The following is a 25,398-nucleotide window of genomic DNA, read 5'->3' on the forward strand; positions in this document are numbered from 1 at the left end:
TCACTCCTTTTTTATGATTCAAAAAGACGTGCCATCATCAAGACGTCAACTTTTTGCCCCTCGCGGGTTTGCACCGCTTCTTTCATACAGCCTTCTGTTAAAAAACCAAATTTTTGATACAGATGGATCGCCCGTAGATTTCTCGCTTGGACGGTCAACTCGATGCGGGTCAATTCGCCAACTTCTACTACCCAGTCCAGTAATTCTTCAATCAGGAGCGAACCTAAGCCTAAGCCCCAATAGTCTTTTAAAATCGAGATACCGATCTCCCCGACATGGGCTAATTGCCACTCTTCATGGCCTTTGACTGATGCCATGGCGATCAATTGTTCTTGATCAAATGCCAACAACAGCAAATAGTCGTCCCGTTCATAGATAGCGTCCAGTTGTTCTGCCAATAGGGCTTCTGGCAACGCCAAGCCGCTTTCGTCCATCACGAGAAAATCCGTTTCTTCTCCTAGCTGTTGACTGACTGCTAACACAGCTTTGGCATCAGCACCCGTGGCTTCTTTGATCTGTAATTGGATCTCACTCATGGGCTGCCTGCCATTTTTTTGTGATCCGTTGCAAAAAGGCGGTTGCTTTGGTGCCATATGCATGACATTTCACAAGACGTTTTTGTTCATCTGTATCATCTTTTTCCAAAATCAGTTCTAAATAATCCTCTGGCAGGGAGGCTTCTAAGAGATTGCCCCACTCGATCACACACAAGCCATCCCCTTCGAAATAATCATCCAGTCCTAAATCATCTGCACCGTATTCCACCCGATAGACATCCATATGGTACAGAGGTAGCCGCCCATTGGTATATTCACGAATGATCGTATAGGTCGGACTTTTGATCAGTTGCTCGATCTCTAGCCCCAAGGCGATGCCTTTCGTCAAGGTTGTTTTGCCAGCACCTAAATCGCCCGTCAATACCAGATTATCCCCTGGCTCGGCTGCCTCTCCAATGATTTTTGCAAATGCTGCAGTTGCTTCTAAGTCGTTAATGGTAAACATAGTCCCCATCCTTTGATCAATCTAATTTACTAGTTGCTAGTATAGCTTGTTTTTCAAGGAATTGTAAAGAAGGAGCTTAGGGAAAATTCCCCGACGATCACTGGATCGTTGCTTTTTGCCGACGCCCCCTGCTTTGCTGCCCTCAACTTTCCAAGAGCAAAACAAAAAACTGACCCTCAAGGGATCAGTTTTTCATAAGTGCAGCGATTAGCTGCTTATTTTTCCATTAGTGTTTGTGCCGCAGTAATGATTGATAATTTGTAGACATCTTCTTCATTTGAACCACGAGACAAATCAGAGATTGGTTTGTTCAATCCTTGTAAGATTGGTCCAATCGCTTCAAAGTTACCGAAACGTTGGGCGATCTTGTAGCCAATGTTTCCTGATTGTAAATCTGGGAAAACAAAGACGGTTGCTTTACCTGCTACTTCAGATTCAGGAGCTTTCAATTGCGCAACTGCTGAGATATACGCAGCATCGAATTGCAATTCTCCATCGATTTGGTATTCTGGTGCCAATTCTTTAGCGATTTTTGTTGCTTCAACGACTTTATCTACTTCTGGTGCTTTCGCAGACCCTTTCGTTGAGAAGCTTAACATAGCAACTTTTGGATCGATTTCAAATAATTCAGCGGTTTTCGCTGAGTCAACAGCGATTTCTGCCAATTCTTGTGCAGTTGGGTTTACATTGATGGCACAGTCTGAGAACAAGTATTTTTCTTGGTCACGACCACGAACCATTAAGAAAGCACCACTTGTACGGCTCACACCTGGTTTTGTTTTGATGATTTGTAAAGCGGGTCTTACTGTATCACCCGTAGAATGGATCGCTCCTGAAACCATTCCTTCAGTAATGCCCATGTAAGTCAACATTGTACCGAAATAGTTGACATCTTTTAAGATTTCTTCTGCTTGTTCTTTCGTTGCTTTGCCGTTGCGGCGTTCCACAAAAGCTTCAACCATTTCATCCCAACGATCATAATTTTCAGGATCTAAAATTTCAAAGTTTGATACGTTGATTCCGCGAGCTTCCGCTGCTTTTTCGATTTCAACCGGGTTACCGATCAAAACAGGTTCAATCAATTCTTCTGAACGTAAACGGCTAGCAGCACCTAGGATACGAGGATCTGTTGCTTCAGGAAAAACGATTTTGATATGACGACGCACGATTTTAAATTTTAAACTTTCGAATAATTCCACGGGTAAAGACCTCCAGTTTTTTTATACCCTTCCATTGTACAATAATTGCGAAAAAAAGAACAGATAAAAATCCTGTATTAGTCGATTATTTTAAATATCGTTACCTTTTTCACAAATTCACTCATTCTAAATAACACAGTTTTACAACTGTGTTATTTTTTCTGGCAACGCCCAGGAAATCGGTTCTTCCCCTAACGCCAGCAATGCTTGATTGATCTTAGAAAAAGGCTTCGAACCAAAGAATCCTCGATGCGCTGATAACGGACTTGGATGAGGCGCTGTTATAATAATATGCTTGCTAGTATCTAGCAAAGCGGCTTTCTTTTGGGCGGGTTTGCCCCAAAGAACAAAAATGACTGGTTCTTCTCGTTGATTCAATTTTTCGATGATCGTATCAGTCAGCTGCTCCCAGCCATGCCCGTGATGTGAATAGGCTTGCCCTTCACGTACTGTCAACACGGTATTCAACAATAAGACCCCTTGTTGCGCCCAAGGTACGAGATAACCGTGGGACACAGGTGGAATCCCTAAGTCATCAGCTAATTCTTTGTAAATATTCCGCAACGAAGGCGGTATTTTGACCCCCGGCTGTACGGAAAACGACAGTCCGTGGGCTTGGTGAGGGCCATGATAAGGATCTTGACCTAAGATGACAACTTTTACGTCATGGTATGGTGTCAGTTTTAAGGCTTCATAAATATGATCCATTGCTGGATGGATCGTTTGCTGGGCATATTCTTGTTTTAAGAAAGCCCGCAGTTGTTGGTAGTACGGCTGCTCAAATGATTCCTGCAATTGTTCTTGCCAATCATTGTCCAATAGTCGTTTCATGGCGAATCTCCTTTGTTTTCTTCTAGGATAACAAATCCCTCCCCTTAGAAACAAGAATTACTCTTCGAAAGAAAAAAAATGCGCGATTTATGGTACACTATTTGTAGAAACGATTAAGAAAGGACGCTGACAATGATCAAATTAATTGCTTCTGATATGGATGGTACGCTTTTAAATGCTAGTATGCAGATTTCAGAAGAAAATATCCAAGCAATCAAATATGCCCAATCCAAAGGAATCGAATTTATGGTCGCAACTGGCCGTAACCGCAAAGAGGCATTGCCGCCGCTGCAAGAAGCCGGGATCGACTGTGCAATGATCACCTTGAATGGTGCCCAAGTCTACGACGAAGCGGGTAATTCATTATTTACTGTGCCGATCAGCCATGAACAAACTCGTTCGTTGATCGACCTACTAAAAGAAAACGACATCTATTTTGAGATCTCCACGAGCAACGGGATCTATTCGGAAAGCCAAACACGTCGGATCGAAAATTTTGCGATCCACACGGCAGAAGCAATGCCCCATTTAACCCATAAGATGGCGATTGCTATGACAGCAGCCCGTTTGGAATTTTTACCGATCAATTATGTCGATGATTTCAGTGAGTTGTTTTCGATCGAAGAATTAGAATTTTTGAAAGTGATCTGCTTCCATCAAGATGGTGCGCGGGTATTGGGTCCTATCACGAAAATCATCGATGGGTACGGCGATCTAGTGGTGACTTCTTCTGGACAAAACAATATTGAGATCAACCACCGAAACGCGCAAAAAGGAATCGCAGTGGCGCATGTCGCTAAGGATCGGATGATCTCACTGGAGGAAGTGATGACGATCGGTGACAACTTAAATGACGTAAGTATGCTGCAACTGGCAGGCGTTAGTTTTGCAATGGGAAATGGCGAGTTAGAGGTAAAAGAAGCCGCGAGGTATTTGACGGACACCAATATTGAGTCTGGTGTCGGCAAAGCGATCGTTCGGGCAATTGATGAAAATCTTTAAATCACGCAGCTTTTTGGGGATACATGAGGAGGCGTAAGTATGTCAGAATTTTTCATCCAAGACAGACAACTTAGCAGAGTCACACGCACCATTGTCAAAGATGAAACAGGCAAATCACTGTTTTTAATGGTGGGCCGTTGGGGAACTAAGGGCGATGCTCTTTCCCTTTACCGCTTGAATGGGCAAATGGTTGCTAGTATCAAACAAATCAGCTTTACTTTTGGTACGCGCTTTGAGATCTACAAAGACTTTGAGAAAGTCGGTACACTGCAAAAAATCTTTAACTGGCCGGGTGATTTCTACTATATCCAGCAACTTCACTGGGCGGTCCACGGCGATATCTACAATCATCGCTATGGGATCCATCATTTCAATAAAAAGATCATGGAAATGGATAAGGCGACCTTATTGACGGGGGATTATTATGTACTGGATGTCGTTGATGATCGGGATGCACCAGTCTGCATCTGTATCGCTGCCGTCATGGATTACTGGCTGTACAATCGGCACCGCAAGAAAGACCATCCTCTTGAGCTTCGACTAACAAATGGAACCAGCTGAAAAATCAGCTGGTTCTTTTTTGCATATGGTCGTATAGGTGGCCACTGATCTCTCTTTGGGCCACGACTTCAAAGCCATGCTTTTCATAGAGCCGCTTCGCATGGGGATTTGCTCGATCAACACTCAAGCCGATCACCTCATAGCCATCTCTAGAAGCAATTTTCGGCAACGCTTCTAATAAGGCTGAGCCGACACCTTTACCGCGAAATTTCTCAGCCACACAGATGGTATCTAAGTACCATTCATTTGGTAAGGTTTCTTCATCGATAAACAGCTTCATGTCTTTACTCAAACCGTACTGTTCCAGCACTTTATCTAGAGGCTGATCGATCGTCGCCTCTTCTTTGTCTGGGTATCCAAAGGCGACCCCAGCAACCTCCCCGTCGATCTCATTGACCAACGCACGGCGAAAGCCGTAACGATAGTCGGGTTCTAGCATGGCATCTGCCAAGATCTCTAAGGTCTTTGCTTCACCGATCTCTTTGACAAACGGCAATTCCATATCCTTTAAAATGACTAAAACGAGTTCAGCCATGACAAAGCGATCTTCTTTTTTTGCAAATCTTATCACGTTTTCTCCTCCTTACTTCTATACATAGAATAACAATTCTCTCAAGAAAAACCAAGTTGAATCGACAAAGGATCCACACAAAGTTTTCCTTATTTATTCATGCAATTCCAACGGCAAGCCGTCTGGATCTTGGAAAAAGGTCATTTTCTTATTCGTAAAGGTATCGAAACGAATCGGTTCACACGCAATTCCTTTGGCGGCTAACTTTGCCACGACTGCTTCAATATTTTCCACCGCAAATGCCAAATGCCGCAAGCCAGCTGCTTCGGGGAAACTTGGTCTTGCTGGTGGGTTTTCCACCACAAACAGTTCTATTTCTGATTCCCCAAAGCGCAGGTCGATTTTTACATCTTTCTTTTCTGGGCGCGCATGTTCACGAATCACTTCAAAGCCTAATTTCTCTACATAAAATTCTTTGGTCTGCTGGTAATCACTGGCGATGATCGCCACATGATGCATTTTTGAAAACATTATTGCCACTCCTTTGTATTGGACTCCTCTCTCAGTTTAAAGCCTTTGGCTGCATTTTACTAGAAAAGACTGCCGAAGTTCTCCTCTTTTCATAAATGGTTTCTGTTATACTAGAAAGCGGAAGGTGATGAAAAAATGAAACTACTTTATATTTCAATCTCTGGAAATACCCGTGCATTCGTCAACCGCTTGTTGGCCTATGCGGATCAGCAAGACACTCCGAGTACTTGGGAAGCCAAAGAAATTCATGACAACAGTGTGTTTGAACAAGAAGACGAACCTTATGTGGTTTTTGTTCCTACCTATTTAGAAGGTGGAAATGGCGTCGATAACGGCGATCAGGAGATCCTCACAGAAACCATGCGGGAATACATTGACTATGAAAACAACGCAGCTCTTTGCTTAGGCGTGATCGGCAGTGGCAACAAAAACTTCAATTATCAATATTGCTTGACCGCAATGCAATATGCGGAGCAATTTTCGATCCCGTTCTTAGCGGATTTCGAGCTGCGAGGAACGACCCAAGATATTGAACGGATCTATGATTGTTTGAAAGAAATTGATCCTGCCCACAGCAACACTTAACTTTAGCCAGCATTCATTAGCCATTAGGAGGACTTTTGCATATGGAACCACAAACGATGGTCATTTTGATCATACTCGCCAGCATTCTCATCTTGACCGCATTAGATATCTGGAATCGATACAAAGTACGCCGTTACGTTCGGCTTGCTTGGGGAAAGCTTCCCCGTCAGCCCCGCTTTGATAAAGAAGCGAGTTTGAAAAAGGCTTGGCTGACTGAGAAGAAGTTTCACGATTTTGATAGCGAGGTCGATGACATCACTTGGTATGACTTGGATGGCTTTTCGTTGTTTGAGTCCATTAATCTGACGTTTTCCAGTGTTGGTTCAGAAGCATTGTACCAGCAATTACGCAATTTTCGCTTCAAGACGGACAAACAGCTGACCAAATTGATCGACTTTTTTGCTGCTGACAGTGCCGCACGCGAACAATCCCAATATACGTTTGCTCGTTTAGGAAAACAAGATGATAATTTCTCAAAAGCCTACTTGGCCAATGAAGCTGCGCAATCGATCGGCTCTCTGCCGTTCTTTGTCTTTTTAGGTGTGCTGCCGTTAGTCGGCATCTTGCTGCTCCTGCTGGGGTTTGTCCAAGGCATCCTGTTGACGTTGGTTAGTGTCGTTTTCAATACGATCTATTACTCCATCAAAAAAGCCAAGCTGGAAACAGAACTGAACAGCATGCGCTATTTGGTTCAAACGATTGCCTGTGGCAGTCAGATCGCTAAAATCAACACGCCCCTCCAAGATGAGATCAAACAATCCTTGGCACCATTAAAAAAGATCACTCGTTTCGCCTTTTCGTTTCGTGCCAAAAACGGCAGCGAAGGAGACATGTTGTTTGAATACATCAATATCATTTTTATGCTGCCGTTTATTTCCTATCAAACGGTCACTACTACCCTGGCAAAGCACCAACAAGCAGCCATCGATCTGTGGAATTTGCTGGGAAAATTGGAAGTCGCAGCCGCCATTTTAAATTTTCGCACGTATATGCCCATCACTTGCCTACCGACCTTCCAAACAAGCGGAGGTGTACAAGCAACGGGTACGTATCACCCGCTTCTAAGTGAAGCAGTCATGAATGATGTTGCTTGGACCCACAATACCCTCGTGACTGGCTCCAATGCCTCGGGTAAATCGACGTATGTCAAAAGCATCGCCATCAATTGCATCTTGGCACAGACGATCCAGACAGCAGTTGCCGAAACCTTTACGATGGTTCCCGGTCACGTCATTACCTCGATGGCTGTCGAAGATGATTTATTTGAAGGCGACAGCTATTTCGTAGCAGAGATCAAATCCATCAAACGCCTGCTAGACACCGTTGCCACGAACCAGCGCTGCTATTGTTTTGTTGATGAGATTTTAAAAGGAACCAATACGGTGGAACGGATCGCTGCTTCTGCCAGCATCATCCATTGGCTGCGAGCCTACCCATCATTGGCATTTGTCGCCACTCATGATATTGAGCTGACTGAAATATTGAAAAATGACTGCTGCAACATTCATTTTTCTGAACAAGTCACGGAAGATGACGGCATCTCCTTTGATTACAAGGTCAAATCCGGTCCTGCCTTGAGCCGCAATGCAATCGCCCTCTTAAAAGTCATGGGCTACCCTGAAACGATCGTTCAAGACGCCTATACCGCCGCCAATGATTTTGATCAAAACCGTAAATGGCAGGATTTATAACTTCATACAAACAAAAGCGCCTTATCCTGTGACTAACACTGGGATAAGGCGCTATTTTACGTTTCAGTTAGTCAAACAAACCAGTCGTTAAACTGTATTGCTCTCCTTGTAACACATCGTATTGGATCAAATTGTAGGCATCATAGATTTCTTGGGCTTCTTGATCCAATGCAAGGGTCGTCTGCCATTGCCCGCCTTGATAGTATTGACCCATTTCAAAAGCTGGCAGCTCATCTTGCAAGGCCAATAACAACTGGTAAAACCCGCTCGTTGGTTGGTCACTGGCTTCTAATAGGTTCGGCGCAAAGTAAAAGGGACTTGTTACAGGTACATCTTCTGGGGCAAAATTTCCTTGCGAATCGACCATCAAAAACTCCGTTTCATGCAGGGCAGCCGTTTCATTTTGCTCCTTGATCTCATCGGCATAAATGCCTGGTAAATGATCCCCCCAAAAGACGACCAGCGTTCGCCGATCCAGCTGCTCTAATTCAGCTACAAAGTTTTTCAATGCTGTACTGCTGTAGGAGATATCCTGCAGGTAGTTTTCCAAAGAAGCCATATTGCCCGGACCGCTTGCTTGGTAATTCAAGGTATCGTATTTACCAGCATACGGCATATGGGTCTGCATCGTCACTAAATGGACAAATTGCGGTTGCTGATCGTTTTCCAACAATGCCAGCACTTCTTTGTAGGCCGCCTCATCAGAAATATAAGGATTATTTTCGATTTTGTCGGTATAGGTCATCGTCTCTTGATCGATAAACTGTTCAAACCCCATCACGCCATAGACATCCTTGCGTTTGTACATCGATGTATCGTAAGGATGGATCGCCGTTGCCGTATACCCTGATTGTTCCAAGAAAGAAACCAAGGATGGCAGTTGCGTCAATTTCGGCACCAGCATCGTGTAAGGCGTCGTCATTTGCGGATTCAATAGGCCCATGGCAAAACCAGTCAGCGCTTCAAACTCGATGTTTGCCGTACCGCCTCCATAATTTTGCGAAAGCATTTTTCCACTGATGGTTTGATCGGCGACGTGGTAATAGTCTTTCAACGGATCGCCGGTGATCGACAAGCCATTTAAATGGCTCGGGTCGGAAAAGCTCTCGCTCATCACATAGACGATATTTGGTGCTTCACTTTCACGGTCTTGATTTTTCTCCGCAGCCTGTGCATTGTAGGTGTCCGCAATCGCTTGGATCGCTTCTTTTGAATACCCCTCAGGCTTCGTCATGGCATCTACCCGCAGGTTGTACAAAAACCCACCGATGAATCCCGTATTGTAGTAGTTCATTTTTTGTGAATACGGAATCCAGAGCGCCGTCTGATTGTAGGCTTTGCGTAAAAGGTTGTTGCTGTCATTGAAGTGAGAAACATAGACTAAGCCCAGCGAGCATACGACCAGCACCGCTCCTCGCATCACTTGCAAACGCAGGTTTAATTTGCGGCTGCGATAGATACTCCAGCCGATCGCTCCGATCGCCGCCAGAGCGAAGAGGATGGCTAAGAAAAAGGCGCCATTGCCGATCATGGTTCGAAGAAGATCGAATTGAGTGACCATCTTTAAATCATCGGGATAGATTGGTTCTTGGCGATAGACCATCTTTGTGTGGTTGGCATATCCTAAGATTCCGATGACGACACTATAAAAGACGCCTCCGATCAGTACCGAACCTGCCAAGCTGGCAAACACCCCATACACCAGCAGTAGCACCCCACAAGCCAAGAAAAACTTTGCTGTATGCCACGAAAAGGCAAATTTCAGAGCTAATTCAACGGAAAGATTGTTTTGACACCATTGCAAATATAAATTACTGAAAATGATCAACAGGACGATGACGATGCCTTTTAATGCGATCTTCAGATAAGGATGGCTATTTATTTTCACGAAGGAACATTCCTCCTTTTCTACACATTCTAGGTACCCTCGTATTTTATGCTTTCGAGGCAAGAAAGTAAAGCCGAGGTAAGAAGCTTTTGTTATTTTTAAAGAAAGCAAGCCTCATAAAAAAAGAGTCTAAGGTTTCTTGCCCCCTAGACTCTTCTTTCTATCCGAATGGAACTCAATCATTGGTTTCGTTTATTTCCAAAAATCATCAAAAATCGTGACTGGCAAGTGGCGTTTGTGTTGCGTTTTGTTCCACCAGTTTTCAATGGTTTGTTGGGCTTCAGCCGAAATTTCCTTGCCTTCTAAATAGTCATCGATGTCGTTGTAGGTCACTCCTAAAGCTGCTTCATCTGCCACTAAAGGTTTGCCATCTTCCAAGTCCGCAGTTGGGACTTTTGTATACAACGCTTCTGGCGCGCCTAAGTATTGCAAGAGTTGACGGCCTTGGCGTTTATTCAAACGAAACAGTGGTAAAATATCGGCTCCGCCATCCCCATACTTCGTAAAGAAGCCGGTGATGTTTTCCGCAGCATGATCTGTTCCCAGAACAGCCCCTGCTTTTTCACCCGCAATGGCATATTGCGTGATCATCCGTTGACGGGCTTTGATATTGCCTTTGTTAAAGTCGGAAACCGCTAACCCTGCTTCTTCCACCGCTTGTACTTGCGCATCGACGGCGGCTTTGATGTTTACCCGCAGCTCAATGTCTGGTTGGATAAACGCTAGCGCTTTTTTGGCATCTTCTTCGTCTGCTTGTTCCCCATAAGGTAAGCGTACCCCTATGAACTGATAGTTAGGATTCCCAGTTTCGCTGCGCATTTCCTCCATCGTCAATTGCGCAAGCCGTCCAGCTAACGTCGAATCTTGTCCACCACTGATCCCCAAGACAAACGTATGCAAGAACGGATTCTTTTGCAGATACGCCTTTAAAAAATCAATACTCTTACGAACTTCTTCTTTCGGGTCGATGGTCGGTAAGACTCCTAATTCTTTGATAATTTCTTGTTGCATGGTCATAGAAACGCCTCCTCTTATTTTTTGAAGCAGCTGACCGATCCTAGGACCAGCGCAGTTGCGGATTACAAAATCGCGCCATTGGTTTGTTTGCGTACTTTTTCAATCGTGCGCATTTTATGATCCCAGCATTCTTGCGAAAGATCGACTGGGTATTTCTGTGGATTCAAGTCACGTTTGTACTCGTCCCAAAGGGAATCCAAGCAATTCGTCGCATAGGCTTTGATGTGTTCTAAGTCAGGCACTTGATACACTTGCTGGCCATCCACAAAGATGTCTTGCAATAATGGTCGCGCATCAAAGTTCGTCACTGTTTTGTTGATAAAGGTATGAACAGGATGGAACATGAACAGTTCGTCTTCTGCTTGTGGATTTTCTTCCCATAGCGTGACATAATCGCCTTCTGACTTGCCGTCAGATTTACGGGTGATCCGCCAAACTTGTTTTTTCCCAGGAGTCGAAACCTTTTCAGCATTGCTGGATAATTTGATGGTGTCGATCATTTCTCCCTGCTCATTTTCGATGGCCACCAGTTTATAAACCGCGCCTAATGCCGGTTGATCGTAAGCGGTGATCAGCTTGGTGCCGACACCCCACACATCGATTTTCGCCTTTTGCATTTTCAAGCTTAGAATCGTATTTTCGTCTAGATCATTGGAAGCATAGACTTTGGCTTCCGTGAATCCCGCTTCATCCAGCTGTTCACGGACTTTTTTCGAGATATACGCCATATCGCCGCTGTCGATCCGCACACCTAAGAAATTGATCTTATCCCCCATCTCTTTGGCCACACGAATCGCATTTGGCACACCTAAGCGCAATGTATCATAGGTATCGACTAAGAATACGCAATCTTTGTGGGTTTGGGCATACGCCATAAATGCATCATAGTCATTGCCGTAGGATTGCACGAGGGAATGGGCGTGGGTTCCGCTGGCTGGGATGCCAAAAATCTTCCCTGCCCGCACATTACTCGTCGCATCTGCTCCGCCAATATAAGCCGCTCGAGTCCCCCAAATGGCTGCATCCAATTCTTGTGCCCGTCGTGAACCAAATTCCAACAAGGGATCCGTGCCGATCACGGATTTGATGCGGGCCGCTTTCGTGGCGATCAGTGTTTGGAAATTGACCATATTCAGTAACGCCGTTTCGATCAACTGTGCTTGTGCCAACGGCCCTTCTACTTGAATGATCGGTTCATTGTTGAAGACTAAATCGCCTTCTAACGCAGAACGAACGGTACAAGCAAACTTGAACTCCTTTAGATACTCTAAAAAGGCTTCTGGATAGCCGCCGATTTCTCGCAAGTAGGCAATATCCGTTTCTGAAAAGGATAAATCGTTCAAATAGTCGATCAATCGTTCCAGACCGGCAAAGATCGCATAGCCGTTTTCAAAAGGCATGTCACGGAAATAGCATTCAAACACCGCATTACGATCGGCTCTGCCTAACTCCCAATAGGTTTGCATCATGTTGATTTGGTAGAGATCGGTGTGCAGCGTCAAGCTGTCATCTTTAAATAATTTCTGCATGTTCTTACTCCCTCTAGCTTACTTCTTCTCATTATAGCAAAAAAAACACAAAAGACAGAAAATCTTGTTTTTTTCAAAAAAAAGTTGGGTTTTTGCTAGTACAAGGCAATCCATCTGAGAACAAATTGCTCAAAAGCATGGGTCAGCCTCCTACTTATTGGCGCATCATTCCTGCGCGCGTATAAGGTCGCCCCTTTGTTCAACGTTTGATTGCTCTTGCAACGTGCATGTCCCAACTTCTTTCAACTACTATTCTTTCACAGGCAATTGAACAAGAATGACATCTTTCCTCGGTTTAGAAAAGGTGATGCCTCTTGCTTCCATTTCTTTACGAATATTAACATTGACGGTCACGTCTTTGCGATCGACCTTCAGCAAACGATGAATCGCTGTGTCGACTTCTTCCCGACTGATTTTCTTTTTATTGTTGATCAATACTAAAGAAATCGTATCAAAACTATCCACATAGAGAATCTGCGTCCGATCAAGCGAGTACAATTTATAGTATTTGATCGCTATTTTGTCGAATAGATACTTGGAGATGTTCGGGTAAAAAGTTTCCATATTTAGATTTTGGTTTACTGGGGTTTCAATCAACTTCATGCACAACATCCTCTCTCGAAACTAATTCTGTTAAAATAAAGCGGCCAACACCGCCGTCTTCCGCGCGCTCAATGGTTCGATCACAAACTGCTTTGATCGCTGGGCTGGCATTTGCTACAGCCAAAGAAACATCCACCGCTTCAAACATGGCAAGGTCATTTTCACCATCACCGATCCCGTAGCTTTTGGCAGCGGGAAAAGCTTCTAAAAAGGAACGGATCGCGGCACCTTTGGTCGCCAATGGATCAACGATCTCCAGTGTTTGGACAAAGGATTGAAAAATCGCAGCCGTTTCTGATTGGATCATCGCCCGCAGCCGTTCTCTTTTTTCGTCTGACGCTTCCATCAGTTCGATTTTGATGACCTTTATCTCTGGATGTTCCTTCATAAACTGCAGCACGTCGTCTTTATGAAGACATTCGTTGTAAAAGAACTCATATTTGTAGTCAGCGATGATTTGTCCTCGCTCCCCTAACTCCGCGAGTAACTGCTTGCGGCTTTCTTGAAACTGCGCTTCATACAAATGCGCTTGTGGGGAAATGATGCCATGGTCAGTATGTAAGAAATAAAAAACCTCTTCTGTTTCTAAGATACCAATCACTTGCGCCAATGTCTTATAGGGCAAAGTATGCGTCAAAACAGGCGCTTCTCCTTTTACCATCAGACCAGCGCCGTTTCCAAAAATCACATCGCAGGAAAGGCCTTCTTCCGCCATCATATCTTGAACAAGCTCAAATCCTCGCCCTGTGACAAACACAAAGTGATCCCCTTGGTCTTGCAAACAACGGATGGCTTCTTTATTGATCTCATGAATCGGGTGCCCCATTTCTTGGAACGTCCCATCAATATCAGAAAAAACTATTTGCATCTTATCTTCCTTTCTTTGTTATAATTATAGCACATTTTAAAAAACGCAAAAAAATTTTCTTGACTTTGTCGTTACGTCAACCTTTAGGATACAGGTGTAAGGAGGGAAAAGCCGATGGAATATACGATCAGTGCCTTAGCTAAACTGTCAGGAGTCAGCAGCCGTACCCTGCGGTATTATGATCAGATCAAGTTGTTACAACCGCAACGCACCAACTCAGCTGGTTACCGTATCTACGGGAGACAGGAAGTCGATCGCCTACAGCAGATTTTATATTTTAAGTCTTTTGGGCTGTCATTAGAAACGATCCGCGGAATCTTGGATGAGCCACAGGAATCGATCCAAACGGTCTTGTTGCAGCATTACCAACAGCTTTTACAAGAGCGAGCAGCCCTGGACAGTCTTTTGACCACCTTAGCGCAAACAATTGATTATTATGAAGGAGAAAAGACGATGACCGATCAAGAGAAATTCCGTTATTTTAAGGAACAAAAAATTCGTGAAAACGAAGCGAACTACGGTGCCGAATTACGAGAAGCCTACGGTGAGGAAATCATCGAACAAAGCAACCAAAAGTGGCAGCAGATGACCCAAGTCGATTATCAAGCACTGACCGACAACGAAAACCGCTTGTTGCAGCTGATAAAAGAGCTATTGAATGAAAAGGAAGGGAAACGAATCCCTTCTGACAAAGCCGAAAAGGCTTTTGCTGCGCATCAAGCATGGCTTAAACAAGCAGCGCCCTTTTACTCAGCAGAATATCACCGATCTTTAGGGGAAATGTACGTTCAAGACGAGCGTTTTACCGCCTATTACGATCAAAAAGCAGGCGTCGGCAGCGCGCAGCTGTTGAAACAGATCATTGACCATTACACCAAATCCCATTAAAAAAACGATGCGCAAGCACTGCCCGCTCAGGGGCACTGTTTGCGCATCGTTTCGTCTGTAGCTATCGTTTGATGAACTCATAGGGCATGCGATAGTTGCCGCTTTTTTCCATTACCGCCAATTGGACGGCGGTCTCCCCGCAAGCTTGCAAGTGATGATCGATCGTTGAAAGCTGCAGCAGCTCGCTGATGTATAGATTGTCCCGTCCAATCACGAGCCATTCTCCCGGCGCCTGCGACTGGATCCCAGCAGCAACATGATCCCCATTGGTGAAAATCGCTTCGACTCCTTTATCTGCAAAATAAGCAGCCGCTTCTTTGCCATCTTCTTCCGTCAAACAATCCCAAAAAATCAAGTCTTCGGAAAAGGTCGAAAAATAGTCATGAGCCAAACGGACCGTGATTTTTGAATTGCTGCTGAGCTTGCGGCTACGTCCCAATGTCACGCCGATTTTCTGGATGCCTTGTTCCTTAAAATACGTGAAGACCTCCTTGATCGATTCCTCTCGATCGATATAAGTGCAGCCGTCAGTCAAATACGAGATATTTTCACAAAAGACGATGCGCCCGTATGAACGATAAGGCAATAAGGTTTCGATCGGATTCGCCCGCGAAGTAATGATCAAAGCATCAAAGCTTTTCGCCGCAAATTCTTGCAAATATGCTTCCTCTACTTGCGGATCATAGTTCGTGGCTAAAAGCGTCACCTTATAGCCACGAGCAAACGCTGCTGTCGTGATGCCGCTCAATAATCGATCAAAATAGGGATGATTGACAAACGGCAGGATCACGCCGATGTTTTTGGTTTTGCCGACACTTAATGCCCGCGCCGTGTAATTCGGAATATAGTTGACCTCTTCCATGACAGCCAGGATCTTACGACGCTTTTCTTCACTGACATAAGGATTGTTATTAATGACTCGTGAAACCGTTGAGACCGAATAGCCGGTCAAGCGTGCAATATCCCGAATGTTTGCCATGACTCACTGCTCCTTAAACGAATAATTGTTCTTTCATATAGTCTATCACACTTAGCCCACATGTATAAAATTCATAGTAATCGTTGTGATGGATAAATCCGATGCGCTGAGACCCGAAGTGTTCATCACACGTCAAGTGACTGATCTCATCCACAGGAATTTCTACTAACCGTTCTTGAAAGAACCCTTTTGGCTTCGTCAATACCAGTTGTTGTCCATCAAATGCCAACGTCACATAACAACATTCCGCACCATTTTTCTTCATGTATGTATTCATGTTTCCATCCCGCCTTCCTTTTTATAAATCAAGCATACTGTATGAAACGCGTCTCAGAGCAAGTCATTTGTTTCACTTTTTGACAAAAACCGATCGCCCTTCATGTGAATCACTTCGCATATTTTGCTTTTGTTGGTACAATAAAAAGAGAACAGTGCGAAAAAAAGCGCTATTTTTAAGGAGGACCGCAAAGTGACATTAGAAGAAGCTTTTTTATTAGACACCTTGCGTTGCCGCTTCAAATTTTTAAGAGAAGAACGCGGATTGAGCCCAAAAGAAGTATGCCAGCATCTCGATGTGTCTTACCCCGATTACACCTTATACGAAGCAGGCGATCGCTTACCCGATGTATTGACGCTGCTACACGCAGCTTCCCTCTATAATGTTTCTGTCGATTACTTATTAGGACAGACAGAACGACCAGAACGGTATTTATGCTAACAATCGACTTTATCGAAAAAACGATCAAATGGTCGTTTTTTCTTTTGCCTCTTTCCCACTTTTCATCGATTAGCAACAATTGTTATCTAATCAAATGAAAAAAATCAAATCATGCGGTTCTTCTTGAAAAAAAATGATAGAATAAACCATCATACATAGAAGGAGTTCAAACAAACATGACCTATGCACTAGAACTAACCGATTTACGCAAAGTCTATGCTACCGGCGTTGAAGCGTTGCGGGGCATAAATTTGACGGTGGAAGAAGGCGACTTTTATGCCTTGTTAGGCCCAAACGGCGCTGGAAAGTCCACCACCATCGGCATTATCACCTCTCTTGTCAATAAATCTTCGGGAAGCGTCAAAGTCTTCGGCTACGATTTAGACAAAGAATTGGTCCAAGTCAAACAACAGATTGGTCTGGTTCCCCAAGAATTCAATTTCAATCCCTTTGAAACGGTCCAGCAGATCGTTGTCAATCAAGCTGGGTATTATGGTGTCCCTCGCAACGAAGCCATCAAGCGCAGCGAAAAATACTTGAAGCAGTCGAATTTGTGGGAAAAACGCAATGTTCGTGCGCGGATGCTGTCGGGCGGGATGAAACGCCGTTTGATGATTGCTCGTGCCCTGATGCATGAACCACGGCTATTGATTTTGGATGAACCGACGGCAGGTGTCGATATCGAATTACGGCGGGAAATGTGGAGCTTTTTGCGGGAATTGAACCAAAAGGGCACAACGATCATTTTGACGACCCATTATTTAGAAGAGGCGGAAATGCTTTGCCGCAACATCGGGATCATCCAATCTGGTGAACTGATCGAAAACACCAGCATGAAGTCCTTATTGGCAAAACTGCAATTTGAAACCTTTCTTTTTGATATCGCACCGATCAAGCAAGCACCAACGATCACTGGGTATCCGATCCAAATGGAAGATGAACAGACCATCGCTGTTGAAGTCGCTCGAGATCAAGGCGTCAACGATCTTTTTGCCCAATTCAGTCAGCAAGGGATCAATGTCCTCTCCATGCGCAACAAATCCAATCGCTTGGAAGAACTATTTTTGAAAATCACCGAAGAATCACACGAAGCGGAGGAAAACCATGTTTAGTCTTTATTTTACAGCCTTAAAAAGTTTAGCGGTCAAAGAGACCAACCGCTATTTACGGATTTGGGTGCAGACCCTCGTCCCACCCGTCATCACTACTTCCTTATACTTTATTATCTTTGGGAAAATGATCGGCAGCCGCATCGGCGAAATGGGCGGCTTTTCTTATATGGAATTTATCGTTCCTGGGCTGATCATGATGTCGACGATCACTAGTTCATACTCCAATGTGTCTTCTTCCTTCTTTTCACAGAAGTTTCAAAAAAACATTGAGGAACTCTTAGTGGCGCCGGTCCCTACCCACGTCATCATTTGGGGCTTTGTCTTTGGCGGACTTGGCCGTAGTATCTTGGTGGGCACATTGGTGACCATCATTTCCCTTTTCTTCGTCCCATTACATGTTTATTCTTGGGTCATCGTTGTCTTAACCCTTGTCATGACCGCCATCTTATTTTCATTAGCAGGGTTGCTAAATGGGATCTTCGCCCAATCCTTTGACGATGTTTCCATCGTGCCAACCTTTGTTTTACAACCATTGACCTATCTTGGAGGCGTCTTTTACTCCATCAGCATGCTGCCGCCAATTTGGCAAACGATCTCCAAAGTCAACCCGATCGTGTATATGATTTCTGGTTTCCGTTACGGCTTTTTGGGCACCATCGATGTCCCGATTTTCCTATCCATCGGTATTTTAGTCTTGTTCATTGTCGTCTTATACAGCGTATGCTGGTACTTGATCCAAAAAGGCCGCGGGCTGCGTAGTTAATTACAAAGAAAAAAAGATGAACTTCGTTAACGAAGCTCATCTTTTTTCTTTTATTAGGCATTCAAAACGACTTTTTCCAGTAATGCACCGGCTTGGTGTCTGCCTTCTAAATCAGTACTTCCAGAAAATTGTTGCACGCGATCCATGTTGGTGATCAAAACGATCACCATGGTTTCTTTGCCTTGCTTCTTGATAAACGGCAGATCCATTTGTGCCAGTTTGGTTTGCGGAGTGACTTGCTCCCCAGCTTTGACAAAGACTTCAAAGCCTTGACCGCCAAGGGAAACTGTATCGATCCCCATATGCACAAGAACTTCAACGCCGTTTTGGGTTTTGATCCCGACGGCATGTTTTGAAGGGAACACAGTGGTGACTTCGCCACTGACTGGTGCAAAGATTTGGCCATCTTGTGACTCGATGGCATAGCCTTCTCCCATCATTTTCGTTGAAAAAACTTCATCTGGTACATCTTCTAATGGGACGTATTCACCATGGGTCACGGCATGCAGATCCACTTCGTTGGTGTAACGATCGCCTTCTGCTGCTTGATTTGGTACCAAGAACCAGCTCATGGCAAAAGATAAGCCGATCGCCAAGATGATCCCTAGAACGGCGTAGATAAAGTATTCCCCGATATAGGCTGGCAAACTAAAGATACTTGAAAGAATGTACCCATAAATACGAACACCGAAGAAACTGATGAAGGCAGAAGCTACAGAACTACCAACTGTTGCTGCGATAAAGGCTTTTTTATACTTCGACAAAATCCCGAATAACGCAGGTTCTGTGATCCCTAACAAGCCTGAAACCGCCGACGATAGAATGATCGATTTTTCTTCTTTGGTTTTGACTTTGAAATAAATAGCTGCTGTTGCGCCGGTGATTGCCATATTTGCCATAAACATCATTGGCATCAGCATATCATATCCTTGATTGGCAAAGTTTTGCAAAGCGATCGGGGTCATGGCATGATGCAGTCCCGTGAAGATTGCGATTGGTCGAATCGCCCCTACCACGATTCCTGCTAAGACAGGCGAGATAGTGAATAATCCAGCCACGCCAGCAGCCAATAAGTTTCCTAGATGGATACTGATTGGGCCAATGACCGTTAATGTCAAGATACCAGCGACAAACAACGAAATCGTCGGTGTAAAAACGGTACGCAGCACTTGTGGTAAGAGTTTATCGACCCAACGGTAAATATAACTGAGCGCCAGCACGGCAAAGATAATGGGAATCACTGTCCCTGCATAGTTAAAGACGGGTACTGGCAATACGCCGAACAAACGAAAGGCGGAAATGCTCCCTTCGGCTACCGCATTGGTCATCGTTGGAAATTGCAGCGTTGCCGCGATTGCGATCGCTAAATATTGATTGGTTTTAAAAATCCGAGCGGCAGAAGCAGCAACAAAAAATGGCAAGAATGTGAATACGCCGCTCGCAATCATGTCGATCACTAAATAGGTATCTGTTTGATTAGAGATGACATTCAATGCCACCAATCCAGCCATCAATCCTTTGATCATTCCTGCGCCAGCGATAGCTGGAACGATCGGACCAAATACGCCAGAAACGGTATCCATAAATAAGGAAACGGCTCCTTTTTTCTCTGATGTTTCCCCTTGGTTCGCTTCATCAAGTCCTAATTCTTTTGCTAAAGGTGCATAATAATCAGCAACATCCGTTCCTATCACTACTTGCAGCTGATTGCTTTGATATTTTGTTCCTACGACTTTGGGTGTTTTTTCTAACGCCGCATAGTCGACTTTTTTCTCATCCTTTAAATCAAAACGCAAGCGAGTCATACAGTGCCACGCATTGTTGATATTGTCTGATCCGCCAACATCTTTAATGATCTGTTTTACGATGTCTTCTTTGGTCATCTTTTTTTCCCCCTGTTGTTTGCTAACGGTCCTGATCCTTTTGACGGGCGCCCTTTCAGGTGTTTCCGTTTTCACACACATAGTAGCATGCTCACACAGACTTGTAAAACCAGTCCTTTTTTGATAAAACCAGAATAAAAACGCTATATATCAACGTTTTATTATAAAATAGGCAGAAATTGGACTGGTTTTATGGTGTATATCCAGTTTTTATTAGACCAAATTGACAGCGGTTGCCAAGCATGTTTCAATGGCTATAGCAACTAGAGACAAAAATTGGAGTGAATGAAATGACACCAACGATCATCACCGACGTCAAAGCCTTTGCGATCAAACCTGATCGTCATAACCTTGTTGTCGTTAAAGTAGAAACGAACAAAGGCGTATCTGGGTTAGGTTGTGCAACCTTCCAGTTTCGCCCACTAGCCGTAAAAACCGTCGTTGACGAGTATTTACGCCCCCTCTTACTTGGCCGCGATGCCAATCAAATCGAAGATCTTTGGCAAGTGATGAATGTCAATTCTTACTGGCGGAATGGTCCGATCACCAACAATGCCATCTCAGGAGTCGACATGGCTTTATGGGACATCAAGGGACAATTAGCCGATATGCCATTGTATCAACTGCTAGGTGGAAAAGCGCGTACGGCGATTCCCGCCTATACCCATGCCGTGGCAGATAATCTCGAAGACCTTTATCAAGAAATCGATCGCTTCTTGGCTGAGGGGTATCGCTATATCCGTTGCCAATTAGGCTTTTATGGTGGAAATCCTAGCCAACTGCAAACACCCGATCAGCCCATCGCTGGTTCCTATTTTGATCAAACAGACTACATGGACACAACACTGAAAATGTTTGCTGCGATCCAAGAACGATACGGCAATCAATTTCAAATGCTGCATGACGTGCATGAACGGCTGCATCCAAACCAAGCGATTCAATTTGCAAAAGCCGCTGAGCCTTTCAATCTCTTTTTCCTAGAAGATATTTTGCCGCCGGATCAAAACAAGTGGTTGCAGCAACTCCGCAGCCAGTCGGCGACCCCGATCGCGACCGGCGAATTGTTCAATAATCCGATGGAATGGCAAGAGCTAGTCAAAAATCAACAGATTGACTTTATGCGTGCCCATGTCTCACAAATCGGTGGGATCACGCCAGCATTGAAATTGGCTCACTTCTGCGATGCGATGGGCATTCGGATCGCTTGGCATACGCCGTCTGATATCAGCCCTGTCGGCTTAGCCGTCAACACCCATCTAAATATCCATCTCCACAATGCCGCGATCCAAGAAACGATTGCGATCCCAGCAAATACCCAGTCGGTCTTTGGTGGTAGTCCACAACCTGAAAACGGCTATTTTTATCCCATCGAGAAAAGTGGGATCGGAATCACGTTCGATGAAGCAGCAGCTTCGGAATTTCCCGTGGTTTACCGTCCTCATGAATGGACCCAGAGCCGTACACCAGACGGCACTTTGATCACTCCTTAAACACAACAAAAGACATCCCCTGTCCAATCGACAGGGGATGTCTTTGTTCTCTCTGGGTAAAGACGACGCAACTGGCACATTTGCTTTCCTAAAAATCAATCGATGCGTGAGCGATGGATCTCACGGTCAAAGGGACGGATGTAGGTCACGGCATAATCAATGGCAACGATATTGCTGAACTCATACACGCGGCCGTCTTCTAAAATCGCCCGATTGCTGATCTGCATTGCCGGTGTTCCCCGCTTGCACAATAAAATACCCGATTGCGCGGTCGATGTGGTGATGGGGGTATAGCTTGTGATGTAGTGGGAAATGCGGTATCCGCAGCTTTCGACATAGCGTTGGATCGAGTGCTCCACGATTTCTTGTGTCAATTCAGGAAATAGGCTGACGGGCAATTTAGAGGTTTCCAGCTGTTCGATTTTGTAATTGACGATCCGCACTCGTTCAAAGGTCCAGACTTCCTCGTCTGGGCCTATTTGGAAAATCTGCTGTTCATCCAACGTTGCTGCCGCCTTATTCAAGGAAATCATTTTGGAATGGATGCGGTCATAAGGGGTGCGGGTCAAGGAATTAAAGATCATTGGGTTTTTGACCCATTTTTCATGGATAAAAATCCCTGAACCTTGTACTACTTTGACGATCCCGATCTCTTCAAGGTTTTTGATTGCTTGCTGGATCGTAAACCGCGAAACGCCATAGGTTTGCGCAAGGGTTCTTTGGTTGGGTAATTTGCCGGCAGAAAATTCTTCCTGATAGATTTTACTCAACAGATCTTGCACGATAAATTCACGTTTTTTCATAATGGCTCCTTCATTTGAGCGGGAGCGATCTCGCTCATGGACCAACTGCAAGCCTTCATATCGATACGACCACTGGCTTTGAAGACCACCCCTTCATCGACGAGTGCTGCTTTTCGCACATTGGCGGTGGGACCAACTAAGACGCCATCTGCCCGCACGACTCGATGGGCAGGGACATCCTGAGGGCTCAAGCGCATCGCTCGACCGACTGCTCGCGCGCCGTTGATTTGTCCCAATTTCCACGCAATCTGACTATAGGAGACGACTTTACCAAAAGGGATCTGCCGCGCCAGCGCATAGACTTCTTCATAGAATGGATTCATACTGTTCGCTCCTTCTTTGATTCTTTCTATCATAGTACTGGATTCCCTGCCAATAGTAAATGAACAGACGCAACTTTAGCAATAGCCATACAAACACTCGATTCCTTCTCTAGCAAGCCAAGAACGAATCGAGTAGTCATTAGTTTGGAAAATCAAAGTAGGTTTTCGCATTGTGATAAGAGATATCTGCGACGATCTGCCCTAAATATATTTCATCTGCTGGCAGTTGTCCGTCTTCTACCCATTCACTGATCACCTGACACAAAATCCGCCGGAAATACTCGTGGCGTGGATAAGACAAAAAGCTGCGAGAATCCGTCAGCATGCCGACGAAGTTTCCAAGAATCCCGCCTTCTGCTAGGGTCGTCAACTGATGTCGCATACCAGAATACGTATCATTGAACCACCAAGCAGAGCCTAATTGCAGCTTGCCTTTGCTCTCTTCTTGGAACGCCCCCATCAGCGCAGTCAACACTGGATAATCTTTGGGGTTCAGTGAATACAAAATCGTCTTCGGCAATAAGCTTTCCGCCTGAAGCTGCGCCAATGTCCGACTTAAGCCGCGCGCTAGACGATCGTCCCCCATCGCATCACCGCCGCTATCAGGTCCTAGTTGTTGGAAAAGTTTTTGACTGTTGTTGCGAGTCGCCATCAGATGCAATTGCGCGGTCCAGCCTTGCTTCGCGTATTGGCGCATCAAGTCAATCAGCAAGCCGGTTTGAAACTGTCTGATTTCTTCATTAGTCAGTATCCCAGTGGTCAAACGCTTCTGAAAAATCGCTTCAAGTGCAGCGGTATCGTAGGCTTCCTCTCCAAGACGTGATAGACTGTGATCTGCTAAACGACAGCCCCGTTGCTGGAAGTAAAAAATACGTACGGCCAATGCTTCAACCAGCGTTTGATAGCTAGTGATTTCTTTGTTCGCAGCTGCAGCCAATTGCTTAAGGTATGCTGGAAATTCTGAATTCTGCAGATTGATTGCTTTGTCAGGACGAAAGGTAGGATACACAGCAAAGGATTCTTCTGCCAGCTTTTGATGATACGTCAACGAATCAATGGGATCATCCGTCGTACAGATCACCTCAACGGCCATCTTTTTGATCAGCCCTCGTGGTGAAAATTCCTTCGTCTGCAACTGTTGATTGGCTTTTTCCCAAATGCTTGCTGCATTGGCTAGTGTCAACCGCTCATCAATACCAAAGATTCGCTTCAATTCCAAATTGGTCCAGACATATAATGGATTGCCAATGCAAGCCTCCAAGGTCTGCGCCCATGCACAGAATTTTTCGTAGTCATCAGCATCGCCAGTGATCAAAGATTCTGCAACACCATTGGCTCGCATCAAGCGCCATTTGTAATGGTCCCCCGCCAGCCACGCTTGGGTCAGATTGGTGAAGTTTTGGTCTTCGAAAATCTCTTTCGGATCTAAATGACAATGGTAATCAATGATCGGCTGCTTTTTTGCATACCCATGGTATAACTCTTTGGCAAAGCTGTTTTTCAAAATAAAATCGTCAGTTAAAAACATTTCTTCGCTCCTTTTCTTAACGCCCCACGCTCTTGTCGATGGCTTCCCACAACCCTAATAAGTAGGAAGCGCCGATCGCCCGATCATATAAGCCATAGCCTGGACGTCCCGTTTCTCCCCAGATCATTCGCCCATGATCTGGTCGAATATAGCCGTCAAAGCCATTTTTGTACATCGCTTCTAAGATCTGATACATGTCTAACGAGCCTTCAGAGGAGAGATGCGGTGCTTCATAAAAGTCTTTGTCATTGCCCAAGTATTGAATGTTACGAACATGGGCAAAAGGAATCCGATCCCGGCGACAAAACTCAGCCAAAATCTCATAGACATTATTGGCTGGGTCTTCGGCGATACTGCCAGTACAAAGTGTGATGCCATTTGACGGACTGTCGACCACGTTACAGACCCAATCCAGATCATCACGGTTTTTAACGATACGCGGCAGACCAAAAATCGAATAGGGAGGATCATCTGGATGAACAGCCATCTTGATGCCGACCTCTTCGCAGGTGGGAATGATGGCTTTTAGGAAATAAGCAAAGTTTTCTCTTAATTTGTCATCATCGACATCCTTATACGCAGCAAACAATTCTTTGACATGTGCCAAACGTTCTGGTTCCCAGCCTGGCAAGGTATAGCCAGAGCTTGACTCCTCAACTTCTTTGACGATGTCTTCTGGGTCTTTGTCGATCCCTGCTTTTTCAAATGCCATCGTAGAAGAACCATCGGCTAAGCGATAATCGAGATCCGTTTTGATCCAATCAAAAATCGGCATAAAATTATAGCAGATCACTTCGATCCCGTATGCTGCCAAATTACGAATCGTTTCTTTGTAGTTTTCGATATACAGGTCTCTCGAAGGCAAGCCAATCTTGATGTCATCATGAATATTGACACTTTCGATCACCTTCAGAGAAAGTCCAGCTGCTTCGACTTCTTCCACGAGCGCCTTGATCCGTTCTTTGGGCCAAACTGCCCCAGCAGGCAAATCAAAAAGTGTGCCGACGATGCCTTTCATCCCAGGAATTTGACGGATATCTGCTAACTTGATTTTATCGTATTCTTTTCCATACCAACGAAATGTCATTTCCAT

27 protein-coding genes are annotated in these 25,398 nt (G+C 44.8%); 9 read left to right on the plus strand and 18 right to left on the minus strand.

Annotation, left to right across the window (positions count from 1 at the left end; all coding sequences use genetic code 11):
- Nucleotides 1-11: 11 nt before the first annotated feature.
- The 4 genes from IGI77_RS14080 to IGI77_RS14095 form a co-directional block, all read right to left on the minus strand.
- Nucleotides 12-536: a GNAT family N-acetyltransferase gene (locus IGI77_RS14080; RefSeq protein WP_438770236.1), complete on the minus strand. Its 525-nt coding sequence runs from the start codon at nt 534-536 to the stop codon at nt 12-14.
- Nucleotides 529-1,002, minus strand: a complete 474-nt coding sequence (tsaE, locus tag IGI77_RS14085; RefSeq protein ID WP_438770237.1) for a tRNA (adenosine(37)-N6)-threonylcarbamoyltransferase complex ATPase subunit type 1 TsaE — start codon at nt 1,000-1,002, stop codon at nt 529-531. Before tsaE ends, IGI77_RS14080 begins: the two co-directional genes overlap by 8 nt.
- A 215-nt stretch (nt 1,003-1,217) precedes the next feature.
- Nucleotides 1,218-2,201, minus strand: a complete 984-nt coding sequence (gene pta, locus IGI77_RS14090) for a phosphate acetyltransferase (protein ID WP_005228517.1) — start codon at nt 2,199-2,201, stop codon at nt 1,218-1,220.
- A gap of 141 nt (nt 2,202-2,342) precedes the next feature.
- Nucleotides 2,343-3,032 carry a uracil-DNA glycosylase gene (locus IGI77_RS14095; RefSeq protein WP_016608882.1) on the minus strand — a complete coding sequence of 230 codons (690 nt, stop codon included), beginning with the start codon at nt 3,030-3,032 and terminating at the stop codon, nt 2,343-2,345.
- A 132-nt stretch (nt 3,033-3,164) separates the two neighbouring features.
- Here IGI77_RS14095 and IGI77_RS14100 point away from each other — a divergent pair, with 132 nt between their 5' ends.
- Together IGI77_RS14100 and IGI77_RS14105 are read left to right on the plus strand one after the other, a co-directional pair.
- Nucleotides 3,165-4,034, plus strand: a complete 870-nt coding sequence (locus IGI77_RS14100) for a Cof-type HAD-IIB family hydrolase (protein WP_438770238.1) — start codon at nt 3,165-3,167, stop codon at nt 4,032-4,034.
- A gap of 39 nt (nt 4,035-4,073) precedes the next feature.
- Nucleotides 4,074-4,595, plus strand: coding sequence for an LURP-one-related/scramblase family protein (locus IGI77_RS14105; RefSeq protein ID WP_005228514.1), 522 nt, complete (start codon nt 4,074-4,076; stop codon nt 4,593-4,595).
- 4 nt (nt 4,596-4,599) lie between these two features.
- Here the strand turns inward: IGI77_RS14105 and IGI77_RS14110 are convergent, their stop codons facing one another.
- Both IGI77_RS14110 and gloA2 read right to left on the minus strand, forming a co-directional pair.
- The gene (locus IGI77_RS14110; protein WP_005228513.1) at nt 4,600-5,166 is read right to left on the minus strand and encodes a GNAT family N-acetyltransferase; all 567 of its coding nucleotides are present in this window, start codon (nt 5,164-5,166) and stop codon (nt 4,600-4,602) included.
- Between the two features lie 93 nt (nt 5,167-5,259).
- Complete coding sequence (gene gloA2, locus IGI77_RS14115; protein ID WP_005228512.1) at nt 5,260-5,637, minus strand: SMU1112c/YaeR family gloxylase I-like metalloprotein; 378 nt, start codon at nt 5,635-5,637, stop codon at nt 5,260-5,262.
- Nucleotides 5,638-5,772: 135 nt separating this feature from the next.
- Here gloA2 and nrdI point away from each other — a divergent pair, with 135 nt between their 5' ends.
- Both nrdI and IGI77_RS14125 read left to right on the plus strand, forming a co-directional pair.
- Entirely contained in the window at nt 5,773-6,222 is a 450-nt protein-coding gene (nrdI, locus tag IGI77_RS14120; protein ID WP_438770239.1) for a class Ib ribonucleoside-diphosphate reductase assembly flavoprotein NrdI, read from the plus strand.
- A 41-nt stretch (nt 6,223-6,263) separates the two neighbouring features.
- Nucleotides 6,264-7,913: a MutS-related protein gene (locus tag IGI77_RS14125; protein ID WP_034869126.1), complete on the plus strand. Its 1,650-nt coding sequence runs from the start codon at nt 6,264-6,266 to the stop codon at nt 7,911-7,913.
- Between the two features lie 67 nt (nt 7,914-7,980).
- Here IGI77_RS14125 and IGI77_RS14130 read toward each other — a convergent pair whose 3' ends face one another.
- The 5 genes from IGI77_RS14130 to IGI77_RS14150 all read right to left on the minus strand — a co-directional run bounded on the left by IGI77_RS14130 (nt 7,981) and on the right by IGI77_RS14150 (nt 13,818).
- Nucleotides 7,981-9,801, minus strand: coding sequence for an LTA synthase family protein (locus tag IGI77_RS14130; RefSeq protein ID WP_438770240.1), 1,821 nt, complete (start codon nt 9,799-9,801; stop codon nt 7,981-7,983).
- 192 nt (nt 9,802-9,993) lie between these two features.
- Complete coding sequence (nadE, locus tag IGI77_RS14135; protein WP_010749896.1) at nt 9,994-10,818, minus strand: ammonia-dependent NAD(+) synthetase; 825 nt, start codon at nt 10,816-10,818, stop codon at nt 9,994-9,996.
- 62 nt (nt 10,819-10,880) lie between these two features.
- Nucleotides 10,881-12,347, minus strand: coding sequence for a nicotinate phosphoribosyltransferase (locus IGI77_RS14140; RefSeq protein WP_005228507.1), 1,467 nt, complete (start codon nt 12,345-12,347; stop codon nt 10,881-10,883).
- A 249-nt stretch (nt 12,348-12,596) separates the two neighbouring features.
- Nucleotides 12,597-12,950 (minus strand): DUF1827 family protein, encoded by a 354-nt coding sequence (locus IGI77_RS14145; protein WP_010749898.1) that lies wholly within the window; start codon nt 12,948-12,950, stop codon nt 12,597-12,599.
- The gene (locus IGI77_RS14150) at nt 12,937-13,818 is read right to left on the minus strand and encodes an HAD-IIB family hydrolase (protein WP_156235368.1); all 882 of its coding nucleotides are present in this window, start codon (nt 13,816-13,818) and stop codon (nt 12,937-12,939) included. Before IGI77_RS14150 ends, IGI77_RS14145 begins: the two co-directional genes overlap by 14 nt.
- Nucleotides 13,819-13,932: 114 nt before the next feature.
- On the opposite strand from IGI77_RS14150, the gene IGI77_RS14155 reads away from it, so the two are divergent.
- Complete coding sequence (locus tag IGI77_RS14155; protein WP_074535470.1) at nt 13,933-14,706, plus strand: MerR family transcriptional regulator; 774 nt, start codon at nt 13,933-13,935, stop codon at nt 14,704-14,706.
- Nucleotides 14,707-14,767: 61 nt separating this feature from the next.
- Here the strand turns inward: IGI77_RS14155 and IGI77_RS14160 are convergent, their stop codons facing one another.
- Both IGI77_RS14160 and IGI77_RS14165 read right to left on the minus strand, forming a co-directional pair.
- Nucleotides 14,768-15,685: a LacI family DNA-binding transcriptional regulator gene (locus IGI77_RS14160; RefSeq protein WP_010749901.1), complete on the minus strand. Its 918-nt coding sequence runs from the start codon at nt 15,683-15,685 to the stop codon at nt 14,768-14,770.
- Nucleotides 15,686-15,698: 13 nt separating this feature from the next.
- Complete coding sequence (locus tag IGI77_RS14165; RefSeq protein WP_005228502.1) at nt 15,699-15,962, minus strand: hypothetical protein; 264 nt, start codon at nt 15,960-15,962, stop codon at nt 15,699-15,701.
- Between the two features lie 192 nt (nt 15,963-16,154).
- On the opposite strand from IGI77_RS14165, the gene IGI77_RS14170 reads away from it, so the two are divergent.
- The 3 genes from IGI77_RS14170 to IGI77_RS14180 all read left to right on the plus strand — a co-directional run bounded on the left by IGI77_RS14170 (nt 16,155) and on the right by IGI77_RS14180 (nt 18,278).
- Entirely contained in the window at nt 16,155-16,403 is a 249-nt protein-coding gene (locus IGI77_RS14170) for a helix-turn-helix domain-containing protein (RefSeq protein ID WP_005234115.1), read from the plus strand.
- Between the two features lie 176 nt (nt 16,404-16,579).
- Entirely contained in the window at nt 16,580-17,515 is a 936-nt protein-coding gene (locus IGI77_RS14175) for an ABC transporter ATP-binding protein (protein ID WP_005228500.1), read from the plus strand.
- A complete protein-coding gene (locus IGI77_RS14180; protein ID WP_005228499.1) occupies nt 17,508-18,278 on the plus strand; it encodes an ABC transporter permease in 771 nt (256 codons plus the stop codon). The genes IGI77_RS14175 and IGI77_RS14180 overlap by 8 nt, the downstream gene beginning before the upstream one ends.
- A 53-nt stretch (nt 18,279-18,331) precedes the next feature.
- Here the strand turns inward: IGI77_RS14180 and IGI77_RS14185 are convergent, their stop codons facing one another.
- Nucleotides 18,332-20,161: a glucose PTS transporter subunit IIA gene (locus tag IGI77_RS14185; protein WP_438770241.1), complete on the minus strand. Its 1,830-nt coding sequence runs from the start codon at nt 20,159-20,161 to the stop codon at nt 18,332-18,334.
- A 290-nt stretch (nt 20,162-20,451) separates the two neighbouring features.
- On the opposite strand from IGI77_RS14185, the gene IGI77_RS14190 reads away from it, so the two are divergent.
- The gene (locus IGI77_RS14190) at nt 20,452-21,651 is read left to right on the plus strand and encodes an enolase C-terminal domain-like protein (RefSeq protein WP_010749903.1); all 1,200 of its coding nucleotides are present in this window, start codon (nt 20,452-20,454) and stop codon (nt 21,649-21,651) included.
- 95 nt (nt 21,652-21,746) lie between these two features.
- On the opposite strand, the gene IGI77_RS14195 is transcribed toward IGI77_RS14190, so the two are convergent.
- From IGI77_RS14195 to uxuA, 4 genes are all read right to left on the minus strand, one after another.
- Nucleotides 21,747-22,454 (minus strand): GntR family transcriptional regulator, encoded by a 708-nt coding sequence (locus IGI77_RS14195; RefSeq protein ID WP_005234110.1) that lies wholly within the window; start codon nt 22,452-22,454, stop codon nt 21,747-21,749.
- Entirely contained in the window at nt 22,451-22,777 is a 327-nt protein-coding gene (locus tag IGI77_RS14200; RefSeq protein WP_008380664.1) for an MGMT family protein, read from the minus strand. Before IGI77_RS14200 ends, IGI77_RS14195 begins: the two co-directional genes overlap by 4 nt.
- 139 nt (nt 22,778-22,916) lie before the next feature.
- Nucleotides 22,917-24,305 (minus strand): glucuronate isomerase, encoded by a 1,389-nt coding sequence (gene uxaC / locus IGI77_RS14205; RefSeq protein WP_438770242.1) that lies wholly within the window; start codon nt 24,303-24,305, stop codon nt 22,917-22,919.
- 16 nt (nt 24,306-24,321) lie between these two features.
- Nucleotides 24,322-25,398 (minus strand): mannonate dehydratase, encoded by a 1,077-nt coding sequence (gene uxuA / locus IGI77_RS14210; RefSeq protein WP_438770243.1) that lies wholly within the window; start codon nt 25,396-25,398, stop codon nt 24,322-24,324.

Source organism: Enterococcus sp. DIV0213h, assembly GCF_051711285.1.
GTDB lineage: Bacteria > Bacillota > Bacilli > Lactobacillales > Enterococcaceae > Enterococcus_D > Enterococcus_D casseliflavus.